Consider the following 24,155-nt stretch of genomic DNA (forward strand, 5'->3'; position numbering starts at 1 on the left):
AGCTACCCTGGCCGACATGGGTATGCAGTGGACGCCGGCGGTCCTCCAGCGGCGGCGGCACGGGCGGGTGCAGTGTCTGCTGTGCCCCTTCCGGTGTGCGCTGGAGGACGGCGAGACGGGCCTGTGCGGGGTGCGCCGCCGGACCGGGGACCGGTTGGAGACCGCGACCTTCGCGTCGTCCGTACGGCACTGGGACACCGTCGAACGCAAACCGCTGTACCACTACCGCCCGGGCACTCCCTGTCTGACCCTGGCCGCGCCCGGCTGCACCTTCGCCTGCGACTACTGCATCAACCACCGCATGTCCCAGTACGGCCGTGAGGACTCCGTCCGCTGGGACGCCGAGCCGGTGGACGCCGAGGAGGTGGCCGGGGAGGCCGCCGCGCGCTCGGGATGTGTCGCGATCTCCTACACCGAGCCCTCGCTGGCCATCGAACTGACCGCCGCACTGGCCGAGTCGGGCCGTCCGCTCGGGGTGGACGTGGTCTGGAAGAGCAACGGCTTCCTGACCGCCGAGGCCGTCGACCTCGCGGCGCGCCATGTCGCCGCCGTCAACGTCGATGTGAAGACCCTCGACGAACGCGACCACCGTGACCTCACCGGCGCCCGGCCGGGCCCCGTCCTCGACGCCCTGACCGGGCTGCGGGAACGCGGCGTCTGGGTGGAGGTGTCGACCCCGCTGATCCCCGGACTCACCGCGGGACCCGGCACCCTGCGCCCGATCGCCCGGGCGCTGGCCGCGCTGGACCCCGCGATCCCCTGGCATCTGGTCCGGGCCACTCCCGCCCACCGCCGCACCGGCCACGCGCCCACACCGGTGGCGGACCTGGCGGCCGGGGTGCGGATCGGGCGCGAGGAAGGACTGCGGCACGTGTACGTCGAGCGCGCCCTCGGTGCCGTCGGCCGGGCCACCCGGTGTCCGCGGTGCCGTACCACCGTGGTGGCCCGGGACATCTGGGCGCTGGGCGAGAACGCCCTCGAAGACGGCAGGTGCCCGCGGTGCGGCACCGCAGTGGAAGGACGATGGTGACACCATGGCCGAGTACCGGATGGTCGAGCACATCCCCGACCTGATCCAGCCCGAGGAGTACGAGCGACATCCCGAAGGGCGTCTGGTGCGGATCAGCATCAGCGTCGACGGCGGGGGCGTCCAGGTGCTCGGCGACGCCTTCCGGCCGGAGGTGCTGGAGCGGCTGCTGGAGACGCTGGGGCCGGACGCGATCGAGCAGATGCTCTGCGGCTGACCCTGCCGCGCCCGGTCTTCACTCGTCCGACAGCAGTGCCGTCAGCACCGCCCGCAGCTCCTCCGGTGAGGGCTCCGGCGGCAGTACGTGACGGTGCCGGGCGGGCTCCCGCCACGGGATGTGCGGGTAGTGCACGCGCAGTTCACGCAGTCCCGGGCGCGGCGCGGGCCGCAGGTACGGATGGGACAGCAGCACGATCCGGGGCGGCCCCGACAGGTCGGCGGTGAGCCGGGCGGCCACCACCTCGGCCTCCCGGAACGCCGAAGGCGCGTCGCCCGCCGTCAGCGGGCCGGCGGCCCACACATGGACCAGGTCCTCCGGGCCCTGGAGGAACCGCGACCGCCACGGCTCGCCGAGCGGCACCAGGGCACAGGGGCGGCCCAGCCGGAGCACGGTGGCCGCCATCAGATGGGCCGCGAGCCGCAGCACGGATCCGACCTTGCCGTGCGTGGCGGGTGTGTCGTCCAGCAGCAGCACCAGACCGTGCGGATCGCGCGGCAGCCGGCCGCTGCTGGTGCGGTACAGCAGCTCGTCCCGGGCGTGCCTGGCCCTGAGCAGCTCGGTGGGCAGGGCGAGTTGGGTCGGCAGCAGCCGGTTGGCGGGGCCGTGCCGGGCGAGCCCGGAGCGGCCGGTGCCGCCCGCGCCGCCCATGGCGAGGCCGGTGTCGCCGTCCAGCAGTCTGAGGCCCAGCAGGGCGCGCTGGGCGGGCCCCGGCGGGGTGAGGGAGAGCGGAAGCCGGCGCATCCGGGCCGGCAGGGTGGGGTCGGCGGCCACCGCCTCGGGGCCGAGGATGCGCAGCAGCGCCACCAGACGGTCGTCCACCGTGCCCAGTGCCGCGGTGAGTTCGGTGAGGGTGGGCACGGATCGGCGGGCGGGGATGGAGGAGCCGGTCAGCGCCCGGCCCAGGGCCTGGGCGAGGTCGGCCTGGGTGACCTCGGGCGGGGCCAGGTACGCCGGGTCGGCGGGCAGGTCCGCGACCAGCAGCAGTGCCAGGCCCGCCAGGGCAGCGCCCGGCCAGCCCAGTTCGCGCAGGGCGTGCAGGCCGCGGTGGTCGGCCAGCGCGCGCAGCCGGGGCGGGGTGCTGCCGCGCAGCAGCGCCAGGACGTCCGCCAGCAGGTCCAGCGGCACCCCGAACCCGTGTACGGCCGCGAGCACGGCGAGCCGTACCAGTTCCTCCTCGCCGTTCGGCGGGACCGGGGCGGCGGCGGTGCGCGGGCCGCCGGTGAACAGCTCCCACAGCACCGCGGCCCCGGAGTTGTAGGTGGCCGCGAGCTGGTCGCCGACCGGGGACCAGCGCAGCGTCCACAGATGCCCGCCGACCCCGTCCGGCGGCACGAGCACCCGGATGCGGCGCGCCTCCTCGGCGTCCCAGACCTCCGCGACCGAGTCCTGGTCGGCGGACGCGAACGCCAGCAGCCGGGAGTCGGCGCACCAGGACAGTGCCGGTGCCCAGTCCCGTCCGCCGGCCTCGCCGAACGTCCGCCACGGCTGCCAGGTGGCGGTGTCCCAGACCACGACCGGGCCGCCGGCGCTGCCCGGTGTGGCCGCGAGCCGGCTGCCGTCCGGGGACCAGGCCACCCGGCACACCAGGGCCTGCCGGTCGGGCCAGTCGAGCACCCGCACCCGGCGGCACCGGCCGGCGGGTCCGGTGCCCCAGACGATCACCCGGCCGCGGGTGCCGGCCGCGAGCAGCCGGCCGTCCGGGGACCAGGCGGGCCGGCGCACCCCGTCCTCCACGGGCAGCCGTTGCGGTCCGCCGCTGTCCTGGGCCAGGTCGTGCACCAGCAACTGCCGTGGGTCCGCGCCGGGTTCGGGTGCCGCCCAGCGCAGCGGGCGCACCGGGTCGGCGGCGACCGCCTGCCCGGCCACCCGCTCGGCGAGCACCCCGCCGTCGCGCGGGTCCACCAGCCGGTTGACGCCCTGTTCGTAGTGGGCGGCGAGCACCAGGACCGCGCGGTCGCCGGCCAGGCAGGCGGCGTCGTACCAGCCGTGCGGGAAGCTCGGCACGGGCGCCTCGCCGTCGGGGTGTGTGGCGTCGGCGGCGTACTCGAGGAGGCGGCCCGGCCCGGACTCGCACCAGTGCCGGGCGCCGTCCGGGGACCATACGAGGGCCGGTGCGACACAGCCGAGTCCGGCCTCCGGCAGCCGTACGGCGCGCAGCACCCCGGGGGGCCGTTCCCCGGTGCGGGTGTGGACCTTGCCGACGGTGACGCCCATCGCGTTGGCCCAGCGGCGCAGCGCGGCCGGGTCCCGGCGCCGGTGCGGGCGCGGTACCGCTCCGGACGGCTCCCACACCGCCGCCGTGTCCGCATCGAGCAGGGCGGCGAACAGCCCGCTCGCCGACAGGCTCAGCGCGCCGGGTCCGGTCACCCGGCCCGGCAGCTGCCCGAGGAGGTCCAGGCGCGGGCCGAGGATGCGCAGTCCGTCCAGTTCGGATCCGGCGATCAGCAGGGAGCCGTCGTGGCTGAAGGTCAGCGCGTTCATGCGGTACGGCACGAACTCCCGCCGCAGTTCCCGGCCGGAGCCCGGGTCCAGCAGCCGTAGCCCCGCGTAGTCCTCGACGGCGATCGCCCGGCCCTCCGGGGAGCACGCCACCCGGCGCAGGCCCTCGAAGAGCCCGCCGAGGGTGCCGGTCATGGTGCGGCCGTGCGGTTCCCACAGCTGCGCGGAGGTCGCCGTGGCCACGCAGAGGGTGTCCTGCCGGCCCGGGAGCCAGCACACCTCGACCACCGGGTCGACGCCGCGCAGCCGGGTCACCGTGCCTTCGGCGCGTTGCAGCAGCAGGACGTCGCCGGAACGCAGTCCCGCCGCCAGCACCCGGGCGTCGGGGGCGAGGGCGAGGGCCGTGATCTCGCCCTCGGTGTGGAGCTCCGCGGGCAGTTCCACGGGCTCGCCGGTGTCGGCGTCGAGGAGGACCAGGTGGCCCGCGCCGAGCAGGAACAGCCGGTCGCCGTCGGGGGTCCACACGGCCGCGTCGGTGCCCGGGTGCCGGCCGGCCGCCGGTGGTGGGCCGGGCCAGGGCAGCCGCCATACGACGCGGCCCTCGTCGTCGTGGCGTACGACCTCACCGCCGTGCACCACGACCAGTCCGGTGCCGTCCGGCGACAGGCACAGGCAGCGGGCGTCGGCCGCGGGCACGGTGAGGATGTGCTGGGCGCTCCAGGCGCCGGCCGGGGGTGTGCTCACAGGCCCTCGCCCAGCTCGGCCGCGGCCCGCTCGTACATCTGGGCCGCGCGCTGGAAGTGGCCCGCCTGCTCCAGCAGTTCGGCGGCCTTGCGGTACTCGCCGCGCAGGGAGTGTTCCATCGCGACCTGGTTCAGCCGCCGCCGTTCGGCCTCCGGGGTGCGGGGCGCGGCCGGTGCGGCGGGCTCGGGTTCGGGCATCACGGCGGCGAGCCGGTCCAGCAACTCCCGTGCGGACTCGGACAGTCCGGCGGCGAAGGCGGGCGGCGCGGGCGTCCACAGCTGCCAGGCGGGCCGTACGTCGGCCAGGCGCAGCCGCCAGGCGCCGTCGCGGCACAGCACGGTGACGACGTCCGGGCCGAGGCCGAGGACCTCGTCGCGGGCGGTGTCCGGCAGCGGCGGGTTGAGGACACAGCCGCTCTCCAGGTAGAGGGCGCCCGGTCCGGCCTGGTAGACGGGCACGCCGAAGGGCAGGGTCCGGCACAGTCCGGGCGGCTCGGTCAGCAGGTGGCGTCCGGGGCCGAAGGCCACCACGGCGGTCTCGTGCAGCGGGCGGGTGCGCAGGAAGCGGCGCAGCGCGTCGAGTTCGCCGTCCGCGATCAGCACGGCGTCGACCCGGTGCGGGGCGCGTGCGCTGGACACCAGGCGGACCGGCACCGGCGGCCCGAGGGCGGGCACGGGCACCGGGGTGCGCACGGGGGCGGGGGTGCCCGAGGCCGGGGGCGCGTAGAGGAGTTCGCCCGCGGCGGGTTCGCCCAGGGGCCGCCACTGCCAGGGGGGTCCGGCGACGGCGCGCTCCACGACGAGGTGCTGTCCGGGCGGGACGTCGTCCAGCAGGACCGCGTCGTCCAGGGGCAGTCGCAGCCGCAGGTCGACCAGCACCCGGCAGTCCGGGTCGGCCGCCCGGCAGGCCACGGTGCCCGGCAGCCTGCCGCAGGCCTCGACGAGCCCGGCGGGTACGGCGCCGTCCCCGGCGCGCAGCCGCAGCAGCAGCCAGCCCGAGTCCGGCCGGCCGTCCGGGCCGCGCCGCTCGACCAGCGTGAAGGTGGTCTGCACGCCGGTGGCCAGGCAGCGGCGCAGCAGCCAGCGGCCCAGCGCGCCCGGTGCGAGGACGGCGACCTCCTTCAGGCCGGGCGGCGGGCCGGTCACCGGGCTGTGCGCGGCCAGTTCGGCGAGGGACACCGGCTCCCATCCGGCGACGGTGGACAGGTGGTCGAAGGCCCGCCGGGCGCTTCCGGCGGGCCGGTCGGGCCACAGCAGGCCGTCGGCGTCGGCCTCGTAGACCAGGCCGCCGTACCCGGCCGCCAGCGGCAGGCCCGGCTGGTGTCCGGGGGTGAGCAGCGCCCACACGGAGAGGTCGTGCGGCGATCTGCGCAGGCCGGCCGGGCCCAGCTCCACCGTGGCGGCGGCATGTCCCAGGGCGGCGCGGGGCGACGGGAAGCGGACCGCGGCCGACCAGCCGGACGGTTCGCCCCGCTCCCCCGGCTCGGCGGCCGGGGGTTCGTCCGGCGGCGCGGGCGGTATGGTGTGGTCGTCCTGCGGGGTCAGGGGGACCGCCGTGAAGCGTCCGGCCGGGCGGACCGGCGGGAGTGTCCGCTTCTTGCGCGGTCTCAGATAGCTCATGGATCCCCCGATGTCTGGATCTGGTGGTGCGGTTCGCCTAGCCCTCGGCCAGGCCCGGCGGTGCGGCCGCGGCGGGTACGCCGGTGGTGTCGCCGAGGGTGCGGGCGGCCCAGTGCTGCCAGCGGTCGGCGCAGCCGGTGACGCCGGCCCGGTAGGAGGCGGCGAAGACCAGGGCGCCGAGGTCCGGGCGGCGGACGTGCTCCGCCGCCGTGACCGCCCACAGTTCGACCTTGGCCCGCTCCCTGGCCGGCTTGAGCGAGCCGATGCGCTCCGGTACGTCCGTCAGGGTGCGCAGCAGGGCCGCGCTCTGCCCGTATGCCCGGGCCGCGGCCAGCTGGCGGCCCAGGCGGCGCCGTAGCCGCTCACCCGCCGTGTGCGGCTCGGCGAGGGCGAACAGGTGCTCCGCGGTGGCGTACGACCGGGTGCGGGTGACCAGGGTCCAGCCGGCGTTCAGCAGGTCGCCGCCCTGTTCGTAGGCCTTGGCCGCCTCCTCGAACCGGCGTGCGGCCAGCAGGCATTCGGCGGCCCGGCCCGGCCGGCGGGCGCGCAGCCAGCGGTCGGCGGCGCGCACCGGGTCGCCGGCGTGCTCCCACAGCTCGGCCGCCTTCAGCGGGTGGCCCGCCTCGTCGTGGCAGCGGGCGGCCTGGGCGTAGTCGCCCGTCAGCTCGTAGCAGCGGGCGGCGGACGCCAGGAGGTCGGGCGGTCTCGTCATTCGTGGGCTTGCCTTCGCTCGGGCCGCTTCTCCTGGGTGCCCCCGTCGGTCTCGGGGAGCCAGACTTGCGGCTCGCGCTCCCGGTCGGGTACCACCTCGGCCACGCCGGGCCGGCGGTCCAGCACCCGGCCGATCGCGTGGGCGATCTCGTCGTGGGTGGCGTCGTGGTCCTCGATCCGGGTGCTGCGGCCGATGTCGTCCACCTGGAACAGCTCGACCTCGCCCGTCTCGGCGTTGTACCGGAAGTCGACCCTGACCCGCATCGCTCAGGCCTCCATCTCGAACTGGATGTTGAGCGTGCCGTCGCTCTCGTCGACCTGGATCTCCTGTACGCCGCGGGCGCGCGCGTACTCCACGATGGCGTCGCGGTAGGCCACGGCCAGTACCTCGTGCACCGGGCGCAGAAAGCCGGTCCGCGCCTCGCGGAGCTGGGCCTCGGCGTCCCGGTCCAGTTCCTCGCGGCGCCGTTCGGCCTCGGCGGCGGCCCTGCGTTCGGCCTCGGCGCGGGCCTCGGCGTCGATCTCGTCGCGCTGGCCGGCCAGTCTGCGCTGTCCGGCGAGCCGCTCCCGTTCCTCCTGGCGGGCGGCCTGCTCCGCGGCCTCGCGGTCGGCTTGCGCCTGGGCCTGGGCGCGGGCGGTGCGCTCGGCCACCGACTTGCTCAGGCCCGCCCAGCTGTCGTCGAAGTACCGCTCGGAGTGCTCGGCGCTGGCGTTCACCTCGACCGTGCCGCCGAGCGTGCGGGTCACCTCGGCCTCTGCGGTCACGACGTCGCTGAGCCGGGCGGTCATCTCGATCCAGCCGTCCTCCAGGTCGTAGACGATCGTGCCGCCGTCCACCTCGAGCCGGTAGGTGCCGTCCTGCCAGGTCCACCGCGTGTCGGCGCCGAGCGCGTCCTCGAAGGCACGGCGGGCCGGGGCGCCGAGCAGGGTGCCGAACTCCTCCCGCAGCGTGGCCTGGCCGGCCACCTCGGCGCTGGCCCGGCCGGTGCGGCGCAGCTCTTCCTGCCACATGCGGGTGAGCCGGCTGGAGGCCCGGACGCGGACCCGTCGGGGATTGCACATGCTGGGGTACCCCCTCGTGTGTTCCCGCTCTCACTCGAACTGGTCGAGCAGGGCGTTCACTTCGGCAATGATACGAGACAGCTCTGCCTCGGTCTGGGTGTTCACGGGTGGATGCTCCCTCAACTCCCGTGACAGGTCGGCGAGTTTGTGGAGCCCCTCGACGACGCTCCACTCGCTGGGCCGCCGGTCCGCGGTCAGCGGGGCGCCGATCTCCCGGGCGTCGAGCAGGATCTCGTGGTCGGGGCGGCGGCGCCGGGCCGGCTCCCCGCCGTGCTTCTCCACCACGGCCTGTACGGCCTCCTCCACCGTGGTGCGGTCGGCCGGGTCGGTCCAGATGTGGGCCAGCGGCCACAGGTCGACGGGCTCGGCGGTGCGCGACTCGCGCAGCAGCGCGGACCCGGCGACCAGTTTCAGGCTGCGCACCAGCCGGCGGTCCGAGAGCCGCACGCCCTGGATCAGCAACTGCCGTACCAGTTCCCGGTGTTCGCCGAGGACCGGGGTCAGGTCGACGTCCTTGAGCCGCAGGGTGAGCCGGCCCAGCCGTGCCACGGTGACCGTGCCCGAGGTGTGGTCGGTACGGGTGCGGGCGGGCGGGTCGGTGCCCCGGGCCTGTTCGGCGGCCTGGACGGCGGCGGTGAACCGGCGGCTCTCGTGGTCCCAGCCCACCTGGAGCAGCCGCTCCAGATCGGTGCCGCCGACCGGTTCGACCTGGAGCCGGATCAGGAAGCGGTCCGAGAACGCGGTCAGGCCGGGATCGTCGGGGATCTCGTTGGTGGCGCCGAGCAGGCTGATCAGCGGGGCGATCTCGGCGCGGGCGCCGTTGTGGTAGCGGCGTTCGTTGAGCAGGGTGAGCAGGGTGTTGAGGATGGCGCTGCTGCCCTGGAACACCTCGTCCAGGAAGACGAGTTCGGCCTTCGGCAGCATGCCCTCGGTGCGCACCTGGTACGTGCCCTGCCGGAACTGCTCGAAGTCCAGCGCGCCGAAGATCTCCGACGGCTCGGTGAACCGGGTGAGCAGATAGCTGAAGTGGCGGGCCTCGATGTGCCGGGCGAGGGCGGAGATCAGCTCGCTCTTGGCGGTGCCGGTGGGGCCGAGCAGCAGTGCGTGTTCCCGGCAGACCACGGCGAGCTGCAGCAGCCGTACGGCGCGGTCGCGGCCGACGAACTCGCCGTCGAGCCGCCGCCGCACGTACTCCAGGTCCCTGATGGTGTCTACGGTGTCCTGGCCCCAGCTCACCGCGCCTCCTGTCGTGTGTCCCTCGTGTCCGCCACGGTGTCAGCGCCTTCCCGACCGGCGCTGCTCGCGCCGCTTGCGCTGCAACCGGCCGACGATCTGGCCCAGTTGCTCGGGGGTGGGCGGCACGGGTGGATCCTGGAAGTGGGCGGCGACGAAGGCGTCCCGGAAGACCGAGTGGATGTCGTCGCCGTTGCGGCCGCGCAGCGCCGACGCGATCAGCTCGTCGACGCCGCCGCTGACGTCGATGCCGAACTTCGCCGCGTGCAGGCTGATCATCTTCAGCCGGGCCTCGTCGTTGGGCAGGTCGATGGCGATGCTCTCGAAGCGGCTCGGCCGCAGCAGCGCCTCGTCGATCAGGTTGAGCCGGTTGGTGGTGCCGATCACCAGGGTCGGCACCTCCGGCCGGAAGCCGTCCATCTCGGTGAGGATCTGGGCGACCACGGCGTTGCCGGCCCGGGTGCCGCCGTCGGAGTGCTCCGAGCGGCGCGAGGCGATGGAGTCGAACTCGTCGAAGACCACCACCGAGGGGGCGTTGCGGCGCGCCTCGGCGAAGATCTCCCGGACGTTGCGCTCGCTCTCGCCGACGTAGGTGCCCATGACCTCCGGGCCGGACACCACGAGGATGGTGGCGTTCATCCGGTTGGCGATCGCCTTCGCGAACAGGGTCTTACCGGTGCCGGGCGGGCCGTGGAAGATGAAGCCGCGCGGGATCAGCTTGGTGCGCAGGTGGTCGTGCTCCGGAGGCAGCCGGTGGTGGCCCATCACGATGTCGATGGCCCGCTGGATGTGGGCCTTCACCTCGTCGTAGCCGGCGATGTCGTCGAAACCGACGTCCGGCACCTCGAAGTTGCTCGACATCTGGGCCTTGAACGCCCGGATCGTGGAGTACAGGTCGCGGGCGACCGGCGCCGGGTGGTCCTTGTGGACGCTCACGGCGTAGCGCATGGCCTGGCGCAGCAGCACCGGGTTCATGCCGGCGACGTGCTTGTAGAACTCGATGGGGTCGTACCGGTCGAAGCGCTCCGCCTCGCGCACCGTCACCAGGGCCCGGCCGAGCGGCTGTTCCTCCTGGTCGTCACGGAACCAGACGGTGCGCGGGACACCGGTGATCGTGACGCGGGTGCTGAACCGCTCGGCCAGCACCTCGGGCACCGACAGGGAGGGCGCGGCGAAGGCGAGCATCACCCGCTCGGGCGCCCCGTGCAGCAGCTCGGTCACCTCCCTGGCCTCCGGCGAGAGCTGTCCGTCGGCGCCGCCGGCGAGCAGATCGAGGTGCTGTACGACGAGCACGGTGTCGTCGTTGAGTCCGCGCACCAGCTCGCGCAGCCGGGCCAGCAGGCGCTGGCGGGGGTTCTGCTGCACCGGGACGAGCGGGTCACCGGGCCGCGGCTGCTCCTCCGGCTCGCCGTCGTCGTCGTTCTCGGGGGGCTCCTCCAGCACCTCCGCGCGCAGTCCCGCCCGGGAGGCCATCTCCCGCCACAGGTGCGGCACCACCGGCTTCTCCGCGACGACCAGCACGGACAACCGGGCGCGCAGCAGCGAGGCGACCTGGGCGATGTCACGGCCGTAGGCGAGGACGGTGGCCTGGTCCTCGTGGAGGTCCGCCGGCTGCGGGTGCCGGTACACGGGTGTCTCGGGCGGGGCCTGCTCCCGGTGCGGCTCGCCGGTACCGTCCGGGCCCGGCCGCTTGGTCAGGTCGGGCTGCGCGGGCACGGTCGACGCGTACGCCGGTGCGTAGAGCGGAGTGCCGTGCGGCAGCTCGGTCTGGAGCAGCAGCTCCGGTGAAACGGTCTCCCAGCTCAGCAGGTTCCAGCCCGGCGGCAGCGGGAGGGTCAGCAGGTACGGCCCCGAGGCCAGGGCCTGTTCGACGGTGATGTGCGGCGGCTGCCGCCGCAGCGCCGCCAGCCACGCCTCGTCCGGGGCGACGACGGAGATACGGCGCACGGACGTGGTCATACGGGACTCCCCCCACTCGCTTCCAACCGCTTCACCTGCCGGTACAGAGCGAGCACCAAGCCGGCGCCCACCGGCACACACCACACGGACGCGGTCATACGGCACTCCCCCCACTCGCCTCCAGCCGCTCCACCTGCCGGTACAGACGCACACCCGCCAGATACGCGGTGCCGATGCCGGAGCGGGAGCGCAGCAGGCGCCGGTGTGAGCGTTCCAGGCGGGCGAGGGCGGACCACCAGCAGGCGACCGGGCGGGCCGCGGACAGGTCGGGCGGCGCGGTCAGGCCGATGCGGGCCCGGCGTATCAGCGACAGGTGCGCCTCCGTGTGGCGCAGCAGTGCGGCCTCGTACACGTCGATCACCAGTTCCCGCTCGCTCATCCGGAGCTGGTCGAGCAGCCGGCCGCGCCACAGGGCCTGCGCCGGGGAGGCGGGGGCCTCGCAGTAGACGGCGGTGATCAGGCGGCGGCCCTGGGGGTGGGTCAGCAACACGTCTTCCAGGAGGAGTTCGGCGTTCGTCTCGCCGACCGGGTCGGGGCGGTCGAGCAGTCCGGTGAGCGGTGAGGCGGCGCGCAGCCGGCCGGCCAGTGCCGGGTCACCGATGTGCGGCAGTGCGGGCGCGACCACCGCGTGGTGGGCGAGGACGTCCCACAGCGAGCGGGCGGGCGGTACGGCGCGGACCGTCTCGGCCGCCAGGTGGGCCTGCGTCCGGCCGCCGACCGCGGCGGCCAGCAGCAGGGCTCCGGCCCCGACCGGCCGTCGTTCGCGGGAGGCCAGGGTGTCCAGCCGCAGCCGGGCCGCGGTCCGGGCCGCCAGCCGGACGACGGCCGCGGTAATGTCGGGCGGCGGCGCCGCCAGTTCCTGAGGATGCGTCAGCTCCCCCTCGGGGGCGCCGGATGCAGCGCCGCCCCGGGGTCAGCGGCCGTCGCCCACAACAGCACGCGCAAGGCGGTATCGACCGCGGTCATCTTTCACCCACTGTCCGCATTCGCGCACCGAGTCACCGGAGCGTGCGTAGAAACGCAGCAGCCGGTCGTCGCCGCTGAGATTGATCAGTCCGGCCACCTGCCAGGGCTGCTGGAACGTGCCGAGGTGCAGGTCGACGTCGATGCTCGACAGACCCGACTCGTTCCCCGAGAACAGATGGGTGTGGTACCAGCCCATCAGCTGCCGGTCCTGCCCGGAGGCGGTGATGCGCTGGTTCACCTCGCGGAAGGAGTCCCCGGTGAAGGTGAAGTGCAGCGCTCCGGCGCCCGAGTGCTCGGCCGGGGTGACCTCGTTGATCTCCACCAGATAGCGGTCGGCGGGGGCCTCGCCCTCGTCGCCCGCCTGCCCGGAACGGTCCGGGTCGAGGACGCGCAGCACCTTGCCGAGCAGGAAGCCGCCCTCCTCCAGTCTGCGGGAGAGCTTCATCTCGTGCAGATGGCCGTGGATGTCCCGGGACAGCAGGACCGTCACCTGGCCGAGTCCGGCGGCGTCGATGCCCAGCTCGGCCGGGTCGACCCCGGGCACCGGCGGTTCGGCCACCTTGCGGACGGTGAAACTGCGCCTGCTCTCACGGAGGTTGAGGTCCATGGTGCCCTCGACCTCGGGGGTCGAGCGGCCGAGGGCCAGTCCGCTGAGCGAGGGGTGGTCGATGCAGAAGCCCCACACGCTCTCGTCGGGGTCGAGTTGCTGCACCACGTGCTGCAGGACCGGGCCGAGCAGCTCGCGCACCGGGTACTCGCGGTCGATGAGGGTCTCTCCGCCCTGGGAGACGATCACCCCGAGCCGGCCGATCTGGCTGCGCAGGTTGTGGATCGTGCGCGGGCCGTCCACCAGCCGGGGATCGGGCCTGCGCACGTACCGCAGATGCATGATCAGCGGCTCCTCCGGCTCGCCGCCGGGCAGGTCCCGGCGCAGTGCCTCGACCATCAGCGAGGAGAGGGTCATCTTGCCCACCAGGTCGAAGGAGGCGCCCTTGTAGAGCAGCACCGTGGCCGCGCCGGCGCGGTTCTCCTCACTCATCCGGGGTCGCCTCCACACGCTGGAGCTGAAGGAACCGGGAGCGGTCGGCCCGTTCGGTCAGGCCCGCCCGGGCCAGCCAGGTGGTGCCGCCGATCTCCTTGATGCGCTCCTGGCCCTCCCAGGAGAACGCCCAGGCGGCGGCGTCCCCGTCGAGGTATCCGCCGCGCTCGATGATGTCCTGTACGAGGCTGTCGAAGTCCATGGCCATCTTGTAGTCGTGCGGCAGGATCTCGTAGTTGCGGTAGCGCGCCATGTCGATGAGCATCTGGCACAGGGAGTACATGCTGAGGTCCGGGGTGTAGTCCGTCATCAGCGGGCCGAGGCAGACCGCGCCCTTGCGGTCCTCGTCGCGGGCGATGTTCGGATGGAACACATCCGAGCGCCAGCGCACCCGCGGGGCCTGGATGGGGAATTCGGAGGGCATCCAGACGACCAGTTCGTGCTGGTCGATACGGCGTGGTTCGAGCGGCCAGGAGTCCAGGTCGTCGGGCGGGGCGAAGCCGGGGACGTGCAGCTGCGCCGTGTACTCGACGGGGAGTTTGTCGTCGTCCATGGAGACGAGCGTGAACTCGTCGTGCTCGGCGGCGAAGTCGACGATGTCGTCGCGGGCCCGGGCCAGCGCCTCGAAGCGCAGCCAGCTGTCGACACCGGCCGTCGACTCGGCGGACATCTGCAGCCGGCCGCCGTCGCGCACGCCCTGGTTGTACAGCGGCTGTTCGGGGTCGAGTCGTTGGGCCTCGCCGCCCTCGTCGCGGTAGTCGACGACGGCGCGCAGCAGGTGCCCGTTGGCGTCCTGGGCCACCTCGGGCCGGTACTGCGCCCAGACGGCCGGGACGAGTTCGCTCGGCAGGGTCGTGTTGGGCACGTAGGGGATCTCGAACTGCTGGCCGTCGGGGCCCATGACCTCCAGGCGGGTGTACAGGGTCGGGCGGAAGTCGTACTCGCCGTAGAGGACCTCGACGCCGGGTGCGATGGGCGCGGCCCGCTCGCGCAGCTCCTCCAGCCGGTCCGGGGGCATCGCGGCGACCCGGAAGGCGGCCTGCCGGTGGCCTGCGTACAGCTGGACGGCGTCGGCGTCGATCAGCTCGCGCACCAGCCTGAGCAGTTCGGGATAGGCCTCGCTGCCGACGAACTCCACCGTCCGGTACAGTGTGTCGGCATTCCCGGCGGCGGCGCCCTGCTCCCGCTCCTCCTCGTCGAGGAAGGCGCGGATCTTCTGCAGGACCTGGTTGCCCGGCCAGCGGCGCAGCACCGTGTCCAGCAACTGCTGGACGCCGTCGCGCTGTACGGCCCCCAGCTCCAGCGCGCGCACCACCTGCCGCCAGTAGGCGACGACCTCCTGGCCCGCGTCCCAGCGGGGCCGGGCCTGCGGCGGGAAGTCCATGTCCTCCAGGACTTCCTCGGCCTGGTTCTGGGTGCGGTAGAGCTCGGCCAGCAGGTCGACCAGCTCGCGTTTGATCTCGGTGGGCAGCTTGCCCGTGTCGTAGGTCATCGGGGCGTTCCCTTCCCGCCGGCCTCGGCCAGTTCCAGGTAGCGGATTGCGCGGGTGCGGCCGGTCGAGAGGACCGGCAGGATCTCGCGCGGGGCCACCCCCAGATCGGCCAGCCGGGCGCCCGGGGGCGCGTCGGCGAGCCGGGTGGACTCGCGGGTGGGCGTGGAGCCGGGCAGCGGCGCCCAGGTCATCACGGTCTCCTCGGGGGCCAGATGGTCGGTCAGTTCGGCCGGGGTGGACAGCACCGTGTCCGGAACGGGAGCCACCAGCTCGGCGGGGATACGGCTGTGCAGCGGGCAGTCGGGGTCGCGGCGCACGGTGACCGGGGTCGCCGTACCGCCGGCGGCGTCCACCCGGATCACGCCGGGGCTGGTGGGCGCGCCGCACAGCAGGCGGACCGCGGTCACCGCCAGCCAGGAGCCGATCAGCGCGGAGACGGGTGCCGAGGCGCCGGCCTCGGGTACGACGGCGTCGGCGCAGGCCCACGGGTCGTCCTGGGCGGCGCGGTCGCGGGGGTTGAGGCCGCAGCCGAAGCAGGGCCCGGCCGGCTCGTACAGCCGTATCTCGCCGCCCCAGGCGCTGGTGCCGCCGTCCAGCAGCGGCGCGCCGACCAGGAGGCAGCGGCCGGCGAGCTGGAGCCGGGCGGCGAGGCTGTCCAGGCAGCTGACGACCAGCGAGGCGTCCCGCAGTTCCGCCAGGCCCACCCCGCTGACCAGGGGGGAGGTCCGGGCCTCGGCCCGGGTCACCGGGGACAGTTCGGCGAGCCGGCGGGCCGCGGTGGGTGCCTTGGGCCGGCCGATGTCGGCGGCGCGGAACAGCGGGGCGCGGCTGAGGTTGGACTCCGAGACGTCGTCGGGGTCGCACAGCACCAGCCGGCCGACCCCGGCCAGGGCGAGCGCCTGCGCCAACTGGCTGCCCAGGGCGCCCACTCCGCACACCACGACGGTGGCCGCGGCCAGCCGCTGCTGGTCCCAGCCGGTGATGAGGGCGTGCCGGTCGTAGCGCCCCATGTCAGTTCCGCCTCAGCGTGCGGAAGTTCATCGGGCACTGCTGGACGGTCAGTTCGCTGCGCCACTGCTCGAAGCAGCCGAGTCCGCGCGCCGGGTCCTGGTGGACGGCCTTGCGGCAGCCGGGCTTCTCGGGCGAGCAGGGGCAGACGACCACGGTCTCGAACAGCCGGAAGGTGTGGGTGCACACGAAGCAGGCGTTGCGCTGCCTCGGGTGGCCGAGCACCGGGTCGTCCGGCATCAGCCGCACGGTGTGCAGGGTGTCCGGCCGGGGGTCGGTGTTGTCGACGCCGCGGAAGAAGGCCGCCTGTGCCCCCGGGTCGGGCGGGTCGGCGGGCGGGGCCTGGCCGCTGCACGGCAGGTTGCGCAGGTGGTGGGTGACGTCGGCCAGCTTGCCGTCCTCGGCGTGGCGCAGATACACGGTGTCGTCCAGCCGGAAGGTGTGGCCGCACACCCGGCAGGGGGCGCGGCGCCGGGAGCCGGGCCTGCGCCAGGTGCCGAGCCAGCGCGAGTCCAGGGTGGTGGAGGCCGGTCCGTCGGCGCCGGCCACCTGCGGGTTGTCGCCGCGCTGCAGCCCGCGCTCGAAGGCGCTGACGACGCCGGCCGGGGCGGAGGTCGCGGTGGGCGTGTCGGGGGTCGTCATGCGGCGTGGCCCCTTCGGGAGAGCTGGAAGACCCCGTCCGATGTGTGACCCTCCAGAGCGAGGGCCGCGCGGCCGGCCTCGAACGCCCGGTCGATGAGGCCGGAGTGGGCCAGGGAGTCGTAGAAGCCCTTGGCGAAGGCGAGCGCGGCGGCGTCACCGAGCTCTCCGTGGGTGCCGACGACGGTGCCGGCGCAGCCGAGCAGGGAGGTCGCGAACCTCCCCCAGCAGGAGTTGAGGACGACGCAGTCGAGCGGCCCGTGCAGGGCGAGCACCTCGGCCAGGACGTCCACCGGGACCGGCGCGGAGGTGCCCGTCTCGTCCTCGAGGAGCAGCCGCCCGCCTCGCGTGCCGTGTCCGGCGAAGTGCACGACGTGCGGCCGTACCGCCTGGAGCCGGGGCAGGACGTCGGACACCCGGGCCGCCGGCTGGACCACCACCGTCAGCCGGCCCGCGGAGCGGTCCGCCGCCTCCCGGATGACGCGCTGCTCGGCGCCCAGCCGCAGCCTGGCCTCGTCCAGCGGCGCGGACATCAGGCACAGCACCCGCAGTGCGGTGGCCGCGCCCCGGCCGGTGAGCGCGGCGAGGCCGGCGTGCCCGGGGTACTGGGCGGCCACCGCGTCGACGAGGCCGCCGAGCGTGACGTCCCTGAAGCGGCCCTGGTCCACGGTCCGGCACACCGTGCGCCACCAGGAGGCGGCGGGCAGGGGCGGGGCGAACGGCGGCAGCAGGGCGGGGCTGATTCCGATGTCCTCGAGAAATGCGTGACTGCTGAGTACGTCCGGAAATAATTCGCCCAGTGTTTCGAATGCGCCGGCATCGCGCAGTTGTGTCCACGTCGGACTGGCCATGTGTGCGTCCCCCGAGCCAACTACCGTTGCTTCCCAGGCCGTTGGTGAGAAGGGTACGCGCAGTGACGCTCTGTGGGTGTAGTTTCGGATTCCGCAGCACACTTATCGGGGGCGGGTTTGATCGAGCATCTGGAAATGATCACCTGTGGTGGCCGCGATGCCGGAAAATCGATCTTCGAGATCGATTTTGATCAGCAGGGAGTCAGTGCCCGGGACGGATTCCGGGAGCGCCGCGGTCTGCTGGTGCACGGCGGCGGGGAGCATGTCGTCCAGCGCATCGCCCACAGCGACGCGGCGCGCCGGGAGCTGGAACGGACCATCAGGACGGCCGACGTGCTGGTGCGCCGGCTCGGCGTCCTCGGCTATCCGCCCGAGCTGAGCCGCATCATCGGCTACCGTCCGGACGGCCGGGCGCCCTTCCTGGTCGCCACCCGGCGCGGCCGGCCGCTGTCCGAGATGGGCGACCGGTTACCCCTCGCCGCGGGCCAGTTGTGGGCCGTCGTGGACGGCATCCTCGCGGTACTGCGGCACCTCGGGGACCTGCGTCTGGTGCACCGGGACATCCGGCCCGAGACCCTGTGGTGGGACGGGACCACGGTGCAGCTGGCCGACTTCGGTCTCACGGTGGACGAGGGCGAGCCACGCGGCGGGACGGCCGGCGCCGACCCGTGGCGGTCCCCGGAGCAGGCCAAGGGCCAGGGCCGGGCCGACTGCCGGGACGACGTGTACTCCGCCGGCGCGGTCATCTTCCATCTCGCCACCGGAGAGGAGGCCACCGGCGCGGCGGACATGCGCGACCGGGTGCGCTGGCTCGACTCCAGCCTGCGCAACCTGCTGGAGGGGGTCTTCACCGACGAGGCGCGCCAACGCGTGAGCGCGTACACGCTCCGGCTGCGCCGCGGCACCCAGCCGGGATTCACGGACACCTCCGACTTCCAGCGCCCGCCCAGTGTCTCCGAGCTCGAACAGCAGGCCCGCCAGCACTTCCGTGAACTGCGCGCCCGGCAGCAGGCCTTCCACCAGCAGCAGCAGCGCAGACCGTCGTATCCGCAGCCGCCGGCCCGCCCCCCGGGCAGCCGCAAGGTCCTGCCCGTCGACGTCCGGCGGTTCGCCGTCCTGTCCTTCGCCGTGGGCGTCACGATCCTCGGCGTGCTGATCGCCCTCGTCCTGGCGCTGGCCTGACCGGAGGAGTGACATGGCAGCACAGGTGAGGTGCCCCATCTGCCTCGACATGGTCGACTGGGCGAAGGCCGAGACCGTCACCCTCAACGCCGACGGCCGGCCCGAACAGCTCGTCCGGCTCGACGGCGAGGACGACGTGCGCTGGAACCACCGCCGCCTCAACGCCTACCGGCTGTGCGCCGGCGGCGGCGAACCGCACGTCCTGCCCGGGCGGTACGGCGACTTCGGCGAGCCCCTGGTCATCGGTGTGGTCGGCGAGTCCGCGGCCGGCAAGAGCCATCTGCTCGCCGCCATGCTCGGCACGCTCTCCGACGTCGACCGGATGGCCCGCCTCGGCCTGGTCGTCGGCGGGCTCGATCTGAAACTGCACCAGCGCTACCTCAAGGACGTCGTCCGCCCCTTCCTGGACCAGGGCCAGGGCCTGGCCGGCACCCCGGCCCAGCCGCCGGAGTTCACCGACGCCCTGTGGATCCACAACAGCAACACCAACCGCAGCTTCGCCGTCGCCTTCTTCGACGTCTCCGGCGAGTGGCTCGCCGACCACGACGCCGAGGTGCCCTTCCTCGGCGCGGTCAGCGCGCTGGTCTTCGTGGTCGACCCGACCCGGATCCGCGGACTGACCACCGCCACCGGCAGCGTCACCGGCGACCCGTCCTTCGGTGTCGTCCTGGACAAGATCGGGCGGCTGCAGGGGATGGACGGCTCCCAGTTCCTGCCGCTGCCCGCCGCCGTCGTGATCGGCAAGTGCGACCTGCTGCAGCACCACGAACCCCTCGTCGACCGCTGGTTCCAGAACGTCTCGCCCGACGAGGAACTGCGGCTCGACACCGTGGAGAGGGAGAGCGAGGACGCCTACGCCTTCCTCAGGTCACGCGGCGCCCGTGGCTGGCTCGCCCCCTTCGTGCGCTGTGACCGCACCACGCTGCACTTCGCCACCGCCACCGGCCACAAGCCGGTCGAGACGGACGGCGTGCAGCGCTCCCCGCGCGGCAGTTTCGCGCCGCGCCGGACCCTCAAACCCATGCTCGCCCTCTTCGCCATGTGCGGGGTCCTCGGCCCCACCGACCTCGGCCAGGGAGCTGTCCGATGACGACGGTCGACCAGATCCTCTTCGGCTGGGCCGAACGGGACCACGAAGGCAACGCCGGGGTCCGCCCCGTCGCACACTCCGGGCTGCGCACCATCGACCGCTGGGCCAAGCGGCTCCAGTACGTCTGGGCCACCCAGGACGGCCAGGGCGAGCAGCCGGAGCTGACGGCCAGCCTCGTCCACCTGGTGTTCGACGACGAGGCGGCCGTCCTGCGCAAGCTGCCCTCCCGCAACCCGCACGGCCGGGGCGGCGCCACCCTGACCCACGTCCTGGTCGGTGACCCGCACGCGATCGACGGCCGGCTCGCCCTGGGACTGCACGACTGGCCGGGCTGGCGGGACCGCGAACCCGACGGCACCGAGGGCCGGCTCGCCCCGCTCGACCTCGACGACCTCAGGGAGGCGGCCCGGCCCGGCCTCGCCGCACTGCGCGACCGGGTCGCCGAGGTCCCGGCCGTGCAGCTCACCGCGCTCGTCGCCCGGGTGCTCGCCGAGCCCGCCGAGGACTTCAGCGTCATCACCCGGCCGCAGCTCGCCCTGCCGGCGATGACCGCCCTGCTCGACATCGCCGGGCCCGTCTCCGGCCGGCCCTGGACCTTCGCCAGCCGCGAGTCCACCGACAAGGGCAGCCATCAGCCCCGGGTGGTGTTCCTCGCCGCCCGCCCGCCCCAGTCGATGTACATCAACCAGCGCCGGCGCGTCGACCTGGCCGAGGCGGCGCCCGACACGGACACCGCCCGGTTCGCCGCCCAGCTGGTGGAGCTGTACCGGGAGGCCGGACACGCGGCGCTGGAGCGGATCCGCCCGCGGCACCCGCTGCACACCGCGGACGACGTGGACGCCTGGCGGCGGTCCGTGCCGGTCGTGGACGGCCGGATCGCCGACCCTCGGGTGCGCCTGGACATCTTCCTCGACGACGACCTGCTGGCGCGGGCCTCCGCACGTGGCGTCCTGGTGCACGAACGGGCCCGGATGACCGGCGAGTTGCGCAAGCAGCCCGTGGAGTGGCTCGCCGCGGCGCTGCGCCGCTGGCACCGCCTGGAGCGGCGTGCCGCACTCCATCCCGATCTGCGGGAGCTGCTGGTGGCCGAGGCCGTGGAGGTCTGCCTCACCGGACAGGGGCACCAGTTCGACGCCCTGGTGCAGGCGACACGGGACGCGGAGCCGGCGCCCCCGCTGGTGGCCAGGATCTTCGGCGGAAAGGTGCCGTCCACCGGTCTCGACCTGAGCCGGGCCGGACACCGCCGGCTGCTGATCGTGGCCCTGGCCCTGCGCATGCCCGCCACCGCGCTCGACCAGGCCGATCTCCTCGCCGCCAGCCCGGCGGACGAGCTGCTGGACCTCGTCATGCGCTACGCCGACGGCTACCCGGAGGCCATGCACCTGGTACTGCGGCACCTCGGCGACGCCGGCCGGAGCCCGGTCGCGGCGCGGCTGTGGTACGACCACGGCCTGCTGCTCGAGACGGTGGACCGCATCGCCGCCGGCGACCGTCCGAAGGAGGTCGACTGCTTCCGCCATCTGCTCCTCGCCGCGCACGGCCCGCGGCTGGACCGCGAGACGACCTCGGCGCTGGTCCAACACGCCGGGGCCCGTGCGCCGTTGGGGCTGTACGCCGCCGCGCTGGAGCTGGCCGCGGACAGCTCCGCCGAGCAGCCGGTCCGGCACGAGCTCTCGGAGCAGTTCCTGCGCGCCGAGGGCTATGCGAGCTCCGGCGGGGGGTCCGCGTACGGGTCCCGGCCGCGCGGTCCGGTGCTCGGCAGACCCGACGCGGGGTACGCGCCGGCCGCCGCCCCGCCGGCCTCGCCCTCCGCCGCGGTGGGTGCGCACCAGTGGGAGCGCCCGGCTCCCACCGTCGCGGGGGCGCACCATCCGCGCCCGGCCGCCGCGAGTCCGGCGACGGGCCACCACTCCCCCGGCGCCGTCCCGGATCCCGCCCGATGGGATCCGTACGGTCCGTCCGCCCGGCAGCAGCAGGGCTGGGGGCCGCCCGCCTCGCACACGGGTGGCAGCCCGCAGGCCCGGTCGGCCGACCGCGACGGCTGGTTCGGCGGCAGGGGGCAGATCGACGGCGTGAGCATGTTCTTCCTGGCGGCGCTGCTGCTCGTCCTGCTCTGCGCCGTCGGGTACGTCCTGGTGACCTCCATGCCCTGACCCCCGCCCCTCCTCAGCTCCCCACACCGACCGCCGGACGACACGATTGACGCCGCATGACATCGACTGAAGAGGCAACACCGCCGCACCACGGGTCGGTTCCCGCGCAGCGCACCGGCTCCGATCCGGAACTCGACCGCATAGCCGGCCGGATCCGCGAGCTCGCCGGCCGCGCGCGCGCCGACGGCTCCGACAGCCGGGTACTGGACCATGTCGTAGCCGACCTGGAACGGGGCGGTGCCACCCTGGCCGGCACCGATCTGGTCGCCGCCTATCCGCCCGAGGTGCTGCTCCCGGACGCGCCCTCGAAGGGCCGGGGCACGCTGGAGGGCTGGCTCGGCGTCATCCGCGACGTGCTGGTGTTCGCGCCCATCGCGCTCACCTGGTGGCGGCTGCGCGGTGCGCTCGACGCCTACGATGCGACCCGCAGCACGGACCCCTTCCTGCTCGGCTGGGCCCGCGGCTTCCCGCAGGGCCACCCGCCCGAACCGACCACCGTGACCCTGGGCACCTCCGCGCTCCACGTCACGCTGCTCATCCTGGTGGTCGTCGTGCTGACCCTGGCACTGCACGCCCTGCAGCGCAGCCGGGAGCGGCGGCTGTCCCGCGAGGAGGAACGCGGGCAGCTCGCCACCGAGCTGGCGCTCGCGACCTTCCTGCTCTCCACACCCGCACGGCCGGCCGGCAAACCGCTGGACAGCCGGAGCGCGGAGAAGCTCGCCTCCCAGCTCAACGCCGGTACGGAAGCACTGCAACTGGCGTTGCACCGTACCTCCCAGGAGATCACGGCCGCACTGGAGACCGGGCCCGGCAGCAGGATCCAGAGCGCGCTGGACGGCTGGACCAAGACGGTCGACGAACTGACCCGGCTGATCCGCGGGCTCACCCCGCCGAACCAGCTGGCGCAGGACCTGATCCGGCTGCGGGAGCAGACCGCCGAGGACGAGGCGAAGCTGCGCGCCGCCATCGAGACGCTCGTCGCCGACCTGCGGCGCGCGCAGGAGGCGACCGGGAACGAGATCCACCGGCACGACCAGGCCGTCGCCGCGGTCCGCGACCTGGCCCGCAGCCTCGGGGAGACCTTGCTGGTCTTCACCGAGCGGGCGGAGAACCTGGTGGACTCCACCCGGGGCATCTGGCAGCTCGTCGACCGACTCGACAGCCGTCTGGCGTCCGGCGGCCTGGACAACGCCGATCCACCGCCGTACCGGGGTGGGCCGTGAGCCGGCGGCCGCCGCAGCGGGCGGTCGCCGGGCGCACCGTGCTGCTCGCCGGGTGGCTCTTCGCCGATCTGCTCCTGCTGCTGCTCGTGATCGCGCTCGGTTCTCTGCCGCGCGAGCAGCGCACGGGTGCGACACCCAAGCCCACCGCGCCGTCCAGCCCGCCGCCGAGCACCCAGCCGGCGGAGCGCGGGCTGGTGCTCAAGCCGTGCAGCTTCACGGTGCGGACGGGCAGTGCCGCGTCGGTACGGCAGCAGTTCGGCGGGCAGCTGCGCGGGGCGGGGGTGGCGGGCCGTACGGCGGGTTTCGTGCTCTCCTTCGGTACGGCACCGGATCCGGGGCCGGGCCAGGACGCCGCCAACAAGGTCAACTCGATGATCACCAACGGGTTCTCCCGCTTCAAGCAGGCCCCCAAGCGGGGCTACTGGAAGGGCGGGCCGTCCGGCCAGGTCAGGATCGACGTCTTCTTCCTGGCCACACCCGACGGGGACACCTCGTTCCCGAAACGGTGCCACTCCTCGGACGACGAGGGCGGGTGACGGCCGGCCCACAACGGCCCTGGGGACGCGACCGTACGGTGTCAGCGCTGTTCAACGGAACCGGCCCGCCGCGTGTCTGGCCAGCAGGTCCCGCAGTTCCCGGGCGTTGCGCCGGCTGACGGCGAGGACGCGGTCGCCGACCCGTACGGTCACATTGCCGCCGTCCAGCCGGAGTTCGTCGATGCGGCCGAGTGCGACGAGCCGGCTGCGGTGGATGCGCACGAACCCGCGGGCGCGCCACTGTTCCTCCAGGGTGGACAGCGCGACGCGCACCAGGTGGCTGCCGTGCTGGGTGTGCAGCCGCGCGTAGTCGCCCTGTGCCTCGACATGGGTGATGTCGGCGATGGGGACGAACCGGGTCACGCCGCCCAGTTCCACGGGGACGTGATCGCCGAGGGCGGGCGCCGGATCGGGCCCGGTCGCGCCGAGCGCGGCCGGGCGGGGTCCCCGCCCGGCCCGGACCAGTTCGGCGACCCGCCGTACGGCCTCGGCGAAACGCTCCTTGCGCAGGGGCTTGAGGAGGTAGTCGACGGCCTGGAGATCGAAGGCGCGGACCGCGAAGTCGTCGTGGGCGGTGACGAAGACGATCAGCGGGGGGTCGGCGAACGCGCCGATCAGCCGGGCCAGTTCGAGGCCGTTCAGGCCCGGCATGTCGATGTCGAGGAAGACGACGTCGACGGCGTGAGCGCCGTGCGGACCGTCCTGCACGGCCCGGCCGAGCATGCGCAGCGCCTGGGTCGGTCCCGCCGCGGGTACCACGCTGCCGACCCGCGGATCCTCGCCCAGCAGGTACAGCAGCTCCGCGAGCGCGGGCTCCTCGTCGTCCACCGCCAGCACACGCAAGGCGGTGTCGCTCGCGCTCATCCCCGCGCCCCCTTCCCTCTGCAACCTCTTACCCCCTGCATGGTGGCCTTCCCGGGCGCCGGCGTCGAGATCGCGTACGCCGGTGTACGACGGCCGCC

At 74.1% G+C, this 24,155-nt stretch carries 21 protein-coding genes; 7 read left to right on the forward strand and 14 right to left on the reverse strand.

The features are described from left to right. Window positions 1-16: 16 nt before the first annotated feature. On the forward strand, window positions 17-1,030 hold the full coding sequence (locus tag BFF78_RS05645) for a radical SAM protein (protein WP_227025725.1): 1,014 nt from the start codon (window positions 17-19) through the stop codon (window positions 1,028-1,030). Between the two features lie 4 nt (window positions 1,031-1,034). Further along, entirely contained in the window at window positions 1,035-1,244 is a 210-nt protein-coding gene (locus BFF78_RS44600; RefSeq protein ID WP_069777248.1) for a radical SAM-modified peptide, FtsH ternary system-associated, read from the forward strand. An 18-nt stretch (window positions 1,245-1,262) separates the two neighbouring features. Here the strand turns inward: BFF78_RS44600 and BFF78_RS05655 are convergent, their stop codons facing one another. The 13 genes from BFF78_RS05655 to BFF78_RS05715 all read right to left on the reverse strand — a co-directional run bounded on the left by BFF78_RS05655 (window position 1,263) and on the right by BFF78_RS05715 (window position 17,009). Then, the gene (locus tag BFF78_RS05655) at window positions 1,263-4,430 is read right to left on the reverse strand and encodes a WD40 repeat domain-containing protein (RefSeq protein ID WP_069777249.1); all 3,168 of its coding nucleotides are present in this window, start codon (window positions 4,428-4,430) and stop codon (window positions 1,263-1,265) included. Beyond that, complete coding sequence (locus tag BFF78_RS44605; protein WP_069777250.1) at window positions 4,427-6,049, reverse strand: hypothetical protein; 1,623 nt, start codon at window positions 6,047-6,049, stop codon at window positions 4,427-4,429. Before BFF78_RS44605 ends, BFF78_RS05655 begins: the two co-directional genes overlap by 4 nt. Window positions 6,050-6,086: 37 nt before the next feature. Further along, the gene (locus BFF78_RS05665) at window positions 6,087-6,761 is read right to left on the reverse strand and encodes a soluble NSF attachment family protein (RefSeq protein ID WP_069777251.1); all 675 of its coding nucleotides are present in this window, start codon (window positions 6,759-6,761) and stop codon (window positions 6,087-6,089) included. Next, complete coding sequence (locus BFF78_RS05670) at window positions 6,758-7,024, reverse strand: hypothetical protein (RefSeq protein ID WP_069777252.1); 267 nt, start codon at window positions 7,022-7,024, stop codon at window positions 6,758-6,760. Before BFF78_RS05670 ends, BFF78_RS05665 begins: the two co-directional genes overlap by 4 nt. A gap of 3 nt (window positions 7,025-7,027) precedes the next feature. Next, window positions 7,028-7,822, reverse strand: a complete 795-nt coding sequence (locus tag BFF78_RS05675) for a hypothetical protein (protein ID WP_069777253.1) — start codon at window positions 7,820-7,822, stop codon at window positions 7,028-7,030. A 30-nt stretch (window positions 7,823-7,852) separates the two neighbouring features. Then, window positions 7,853-9,058 (reverse strand): AAA family ATPase, encoded by a 1,206-nt coding sequence (locus tag BFF78_RS05680; RefSeq protein ID WP_069777254.1) that lies wholly within the window; start codon window positions 9,056-9,058, stop codon window positions 7,853-7,855. A 39-nt stretch (window positions 9,059-9,097) separates the two neighbouring features. Further along, window positions 9,098-11,014, reverse strand: coding sequence for an ATP-binding protein (locus BFF78_RS05685; protein ID WP_069777255.1), 1,917 nt, complete (start codon window positions 11,012-11,014; stop codon window positions 9,098-9,100). A 94-nt stretch (window positions 11,015-11,108) separates the two neighbouring features. Next, the gene (locus BFF78_RS05690) at window positions 11,109-11,888 is read right to left on the reverse strand and encodes a hypothetical protein (RefSeq protein ID WP_227026114.1); all 780 of its coding nucleotides are present in this window, start codon (window positions 11,886-11,888) and stop codon (window positions 11,109-11,111) included. A gap of 39 nt (window positions 11,889-11,927) precedes the next feature. Next, complete coding sequence (locus tag BFF78_RS05695; RefSeq protein ID WP_069777257.1) at window positions 11,928-13,019, reverse strand: JAB N-terminal domain-containing protein; 1,092 nt, start codon at window positions 13,017-13,019, stop codon at window positions 11,928-11,930. Then, window positions 13,012-14,511, reverse strand: a complete 1,500-nt coding sequence (locus tag BFF78_RS05700) for an effector-associated domain EAD1-containing protein (protein WP_069777258.1) — start codon at window positions 14,509-14,511, stop codon at window positions 13,012-13,014. Before BFF78_RS05700 ends, BFF78_RS05695 begins: the two co-directional genes overlap by 8 nt. Next, window positions 14,508-15,521 carry a HesA/MoeB/ThiF family protein gene (locus tag BFF78_RS05705; protein ID WP_069777259.1) on the reverse strand — a complete coding sequence of 338 codons (1,014 nt, stop codon included), beginning with the start codon at window positions 15,519-15,521 and terminating at the stop codon, window positions 14,508-14,510. Before BFF78_RS05705 ends, BFF78_RS05700 begins: the two co-directional genes overlap by 4 nt. Window position 15,522: 1 nt before the next feature. Then, window positions 15,523-16,161, reverse strand: a complete 639-nt coding sequence (locus BFF78_RS05710; protein WP_069777260.1) for a hypothetical protein — start codon at window positions 16,159-16,161, stop codon at window positions 15,523-15,525. Beyond that, on the reverse strand, window positions 16,158-17,009 hold the full coding sequence (locus BFF78_RS05715) for a CHAT domain-containing protein (protein ID WP_069777261.1): 852 nt from the start codon (window positions 17,007-17,009) through the stop codon (window positions 16,158-16,160). Before BFF78_RS05715 ends, BFF78_RS05710 begins: the two co-directional genes overlap by 4 nt. Window positions 17,010-17,144: 135 nt before the next feature. On the opposite strand from BFF78_RS05715, the gene BFF78_RS05720 reads away from it, so the two are divergent. From BFF78_RS05720 to BFF78_RS05740, 5 genes are read left to right on the forward strand one after another with little or no spacing between them, the layout of a single operon-like run. Beyond that, entirely contained in the window at window positions 17,145-18,191 is a 1,047-nt protein-coding gene (locus BFF78_RS05720) for a protein kinase domain-containing protein (protein WP_079161161.1), read from the forward strand. Window positions 18,192-18,204: 13 nt separating this feature from the next. Continuing rightward, entirely contained in the window at window positions 18,205-19,281 is a 1,077-nt protein-coding gene (locus tag BFF78_RS49510) for a hypothetical protein (protein WP_159032949.1), read from the forward strand. Continuing rightward, window positions 19,278-21,434, forward strand: coding sequence for a hypothetical protein (locus BFF78_RS05730; protein ID WP_069777264.1), 2,157 nt, complete (start codon window positions 19,278-19,280; stop codon window positions 21,432-21,434). Before BFF78_RS49510 ends, BFF78_RS05730 begins: the two co-directional genes overlap by 4 nt. A gap of 56 nt (window positions 21,435-21,490) precedes the next feature. After that, window positions 21,491-22,657, forward strand: a complete 1,167-nt coding sequence (locus BFF78_RS05735; RefSeq protein WP_069777265.1) for a hypothetical protein — start codon at window positions 21,491-21,493, stop codon at window positions 22,655-22,657. Further along, complete coding sequence (locus BFF78_RS05740) at window positions 22,654-23,193, forward strand: hypothetical protein (protein WP_069777266.1); 540 nt, start codon at window positions 22,654-22,656, stop codon at window positions 23,191-23,193. Before BFF78_RS05735 ends, BFF78_RS05740 begins: the two co-directional genes overlap by 4 nt. 51 nt (window positions 23,194-23,244) lie before the next feature. Here BFF78_RS05740 and BFF78_RS05745 read toward each other — a convergent pair whose 3' ends face one another. Beyond that, window positions 23,245-24,057, reverse strand: coding sequence for a LytR/AlgR family response regulator transcription factor (locus BFF78_RS05745; RefSeq protein ID WP_069777267.1), 813 nt, complete (start codon window positions 24,055-24,057; stop codon window positions 23,245-23,247). Between the last annotated feature and the right edge of the window lie 98 nt (window positions 24,058-24,155).

The sequence above is a fragment of the Streptomyces fodineus genome (genome assembly GCF_001735805.1).
Classification (GTDB): Bacteria; Actinomycetota; Actinomycetes; order Streptomycetales; family Streptomycetaceae; genus Streptomyces; species Streptomyces fodineus.

Bases quoted from the DNA above. Each gene is read 5' to 3' on its own strand.
- BFF78_RS05715 (WP_069777261.1), bottom strand. From the start codon at position 17,009: ATGGCCAGTCCGACGTGGACACAACTGCGCGATGCCGGCGCATTCGAA.
- BFF78_RS44605 (WP_069777250.1), bottom strand. From the start codon at position 6,049: ATGAGCTATCTGAGACCGCGCAAGAAGCGGACACTCCCGCCGGTCCGC.
- BFF78_RS05645 (WP_227025725.1), top strand. From the start codon at position 17: ATGGGTATGCAGTGGACGCCGGCGGTCCTCCAGCGGCGGCGGCACGGG.
- BFF78_RS05745 (WP_069777267.1), bottom strand. From the start codon at position 24,057: ATGAGCGCGAGCGACACCGCCTTGCGTGTGCTGGCGGTGGACGACGAG.
- BFF78_RS05665 (WP_069777251.1), bottom strand. From the start codon at position 6,761: ATGACGAGACCGCCCGACCTCCTGGCGTCCGCCGCCCGCTGCTACGAG.
- BFF78_RS44600 (WP_069777248.1), top strand. From the start codon at position 1,035: ATGGCCGAGTACCGGATGGTCGAGCACATCCCCGACCTGATCCAGCCC.
- BFF78_RS05735 (WP_069777265.1), top strand. From the start codon at position 21,491: ATGACATCGACTGAAGAGGCAACACCGCCGCACCACGGGTCGGTTCCC.
- BFF78_RS05710 (WP_069777260.1), bottom strand. From the start codon at position 16,161: ATGACGACCCCCGACACGCCCACCGCGACCTCCGCCCCGGCCGGCGTC.
- BFF78_RS05705 (WP_069777259.1), bottom strand. From the start codon at position 15,521: ATGGGGCGCTACGACCGGCACGCCCTCATCACCGGCTGGGACCAGCAG.
- BFF78_RS05675 (WP_069777253.1), bottom strand. From the start codon at position 7,822: ATGTGCAATCCCCGACGGGTCCGCGTCCGGGCCTCCAGCCGGCTCACC.
- BFF78_RS05685 (WP_069777255.1), bottom strand. From the start codon at position 11,014: ATGACCACGTCCGTGCGCCGTATCTCCGTCGTCGCCCCGGACGAGGCG.
- BFF78_RS05670 (WP_069777252.1), bottom strand. From the start codon at position 7,024: ATGCGGGTCAGGGTCGACTTCCGGTACAACGCCGAGACGGGCGAGGTC.
- BFF78_RS05730 (WP_069777264.1), top strand. From the start codon at position 19,278: ATGACGACGGTCGACCAGATCCTCTTCGGCTGGGCCGAACGGGACCAC.
- BFF78_RS05695 (WP_069777257.1), bottom strand. From the start codon at position 13,019: ATGAGTGAGGAGAACCGCGCCGGCGCGGCCACGGTGCTGCTCTACAAG.
- BFF78_RS05720 (WP_079161161.1), top strand. From the start codon at position 17,145: ATGATCACCTGTGGTGGCCGCGATGCCGGAAAATCGATCTTCGAGATC.
- BFF78_RS49510 (WP_159032949.1), top strand. From the start codon at position 18,205: ATGGCAGCACAGGTGAGGTGCCCCATCTGCCTCGACATGGTCGACTGG.
- BFF78_RS05700 (WP_069777258.1), bottom strand. From the start codon at position 14,511: ATGACCTACGACACGGGCAAGCTGCCCACCGAGATCAAACGCGAGCTG.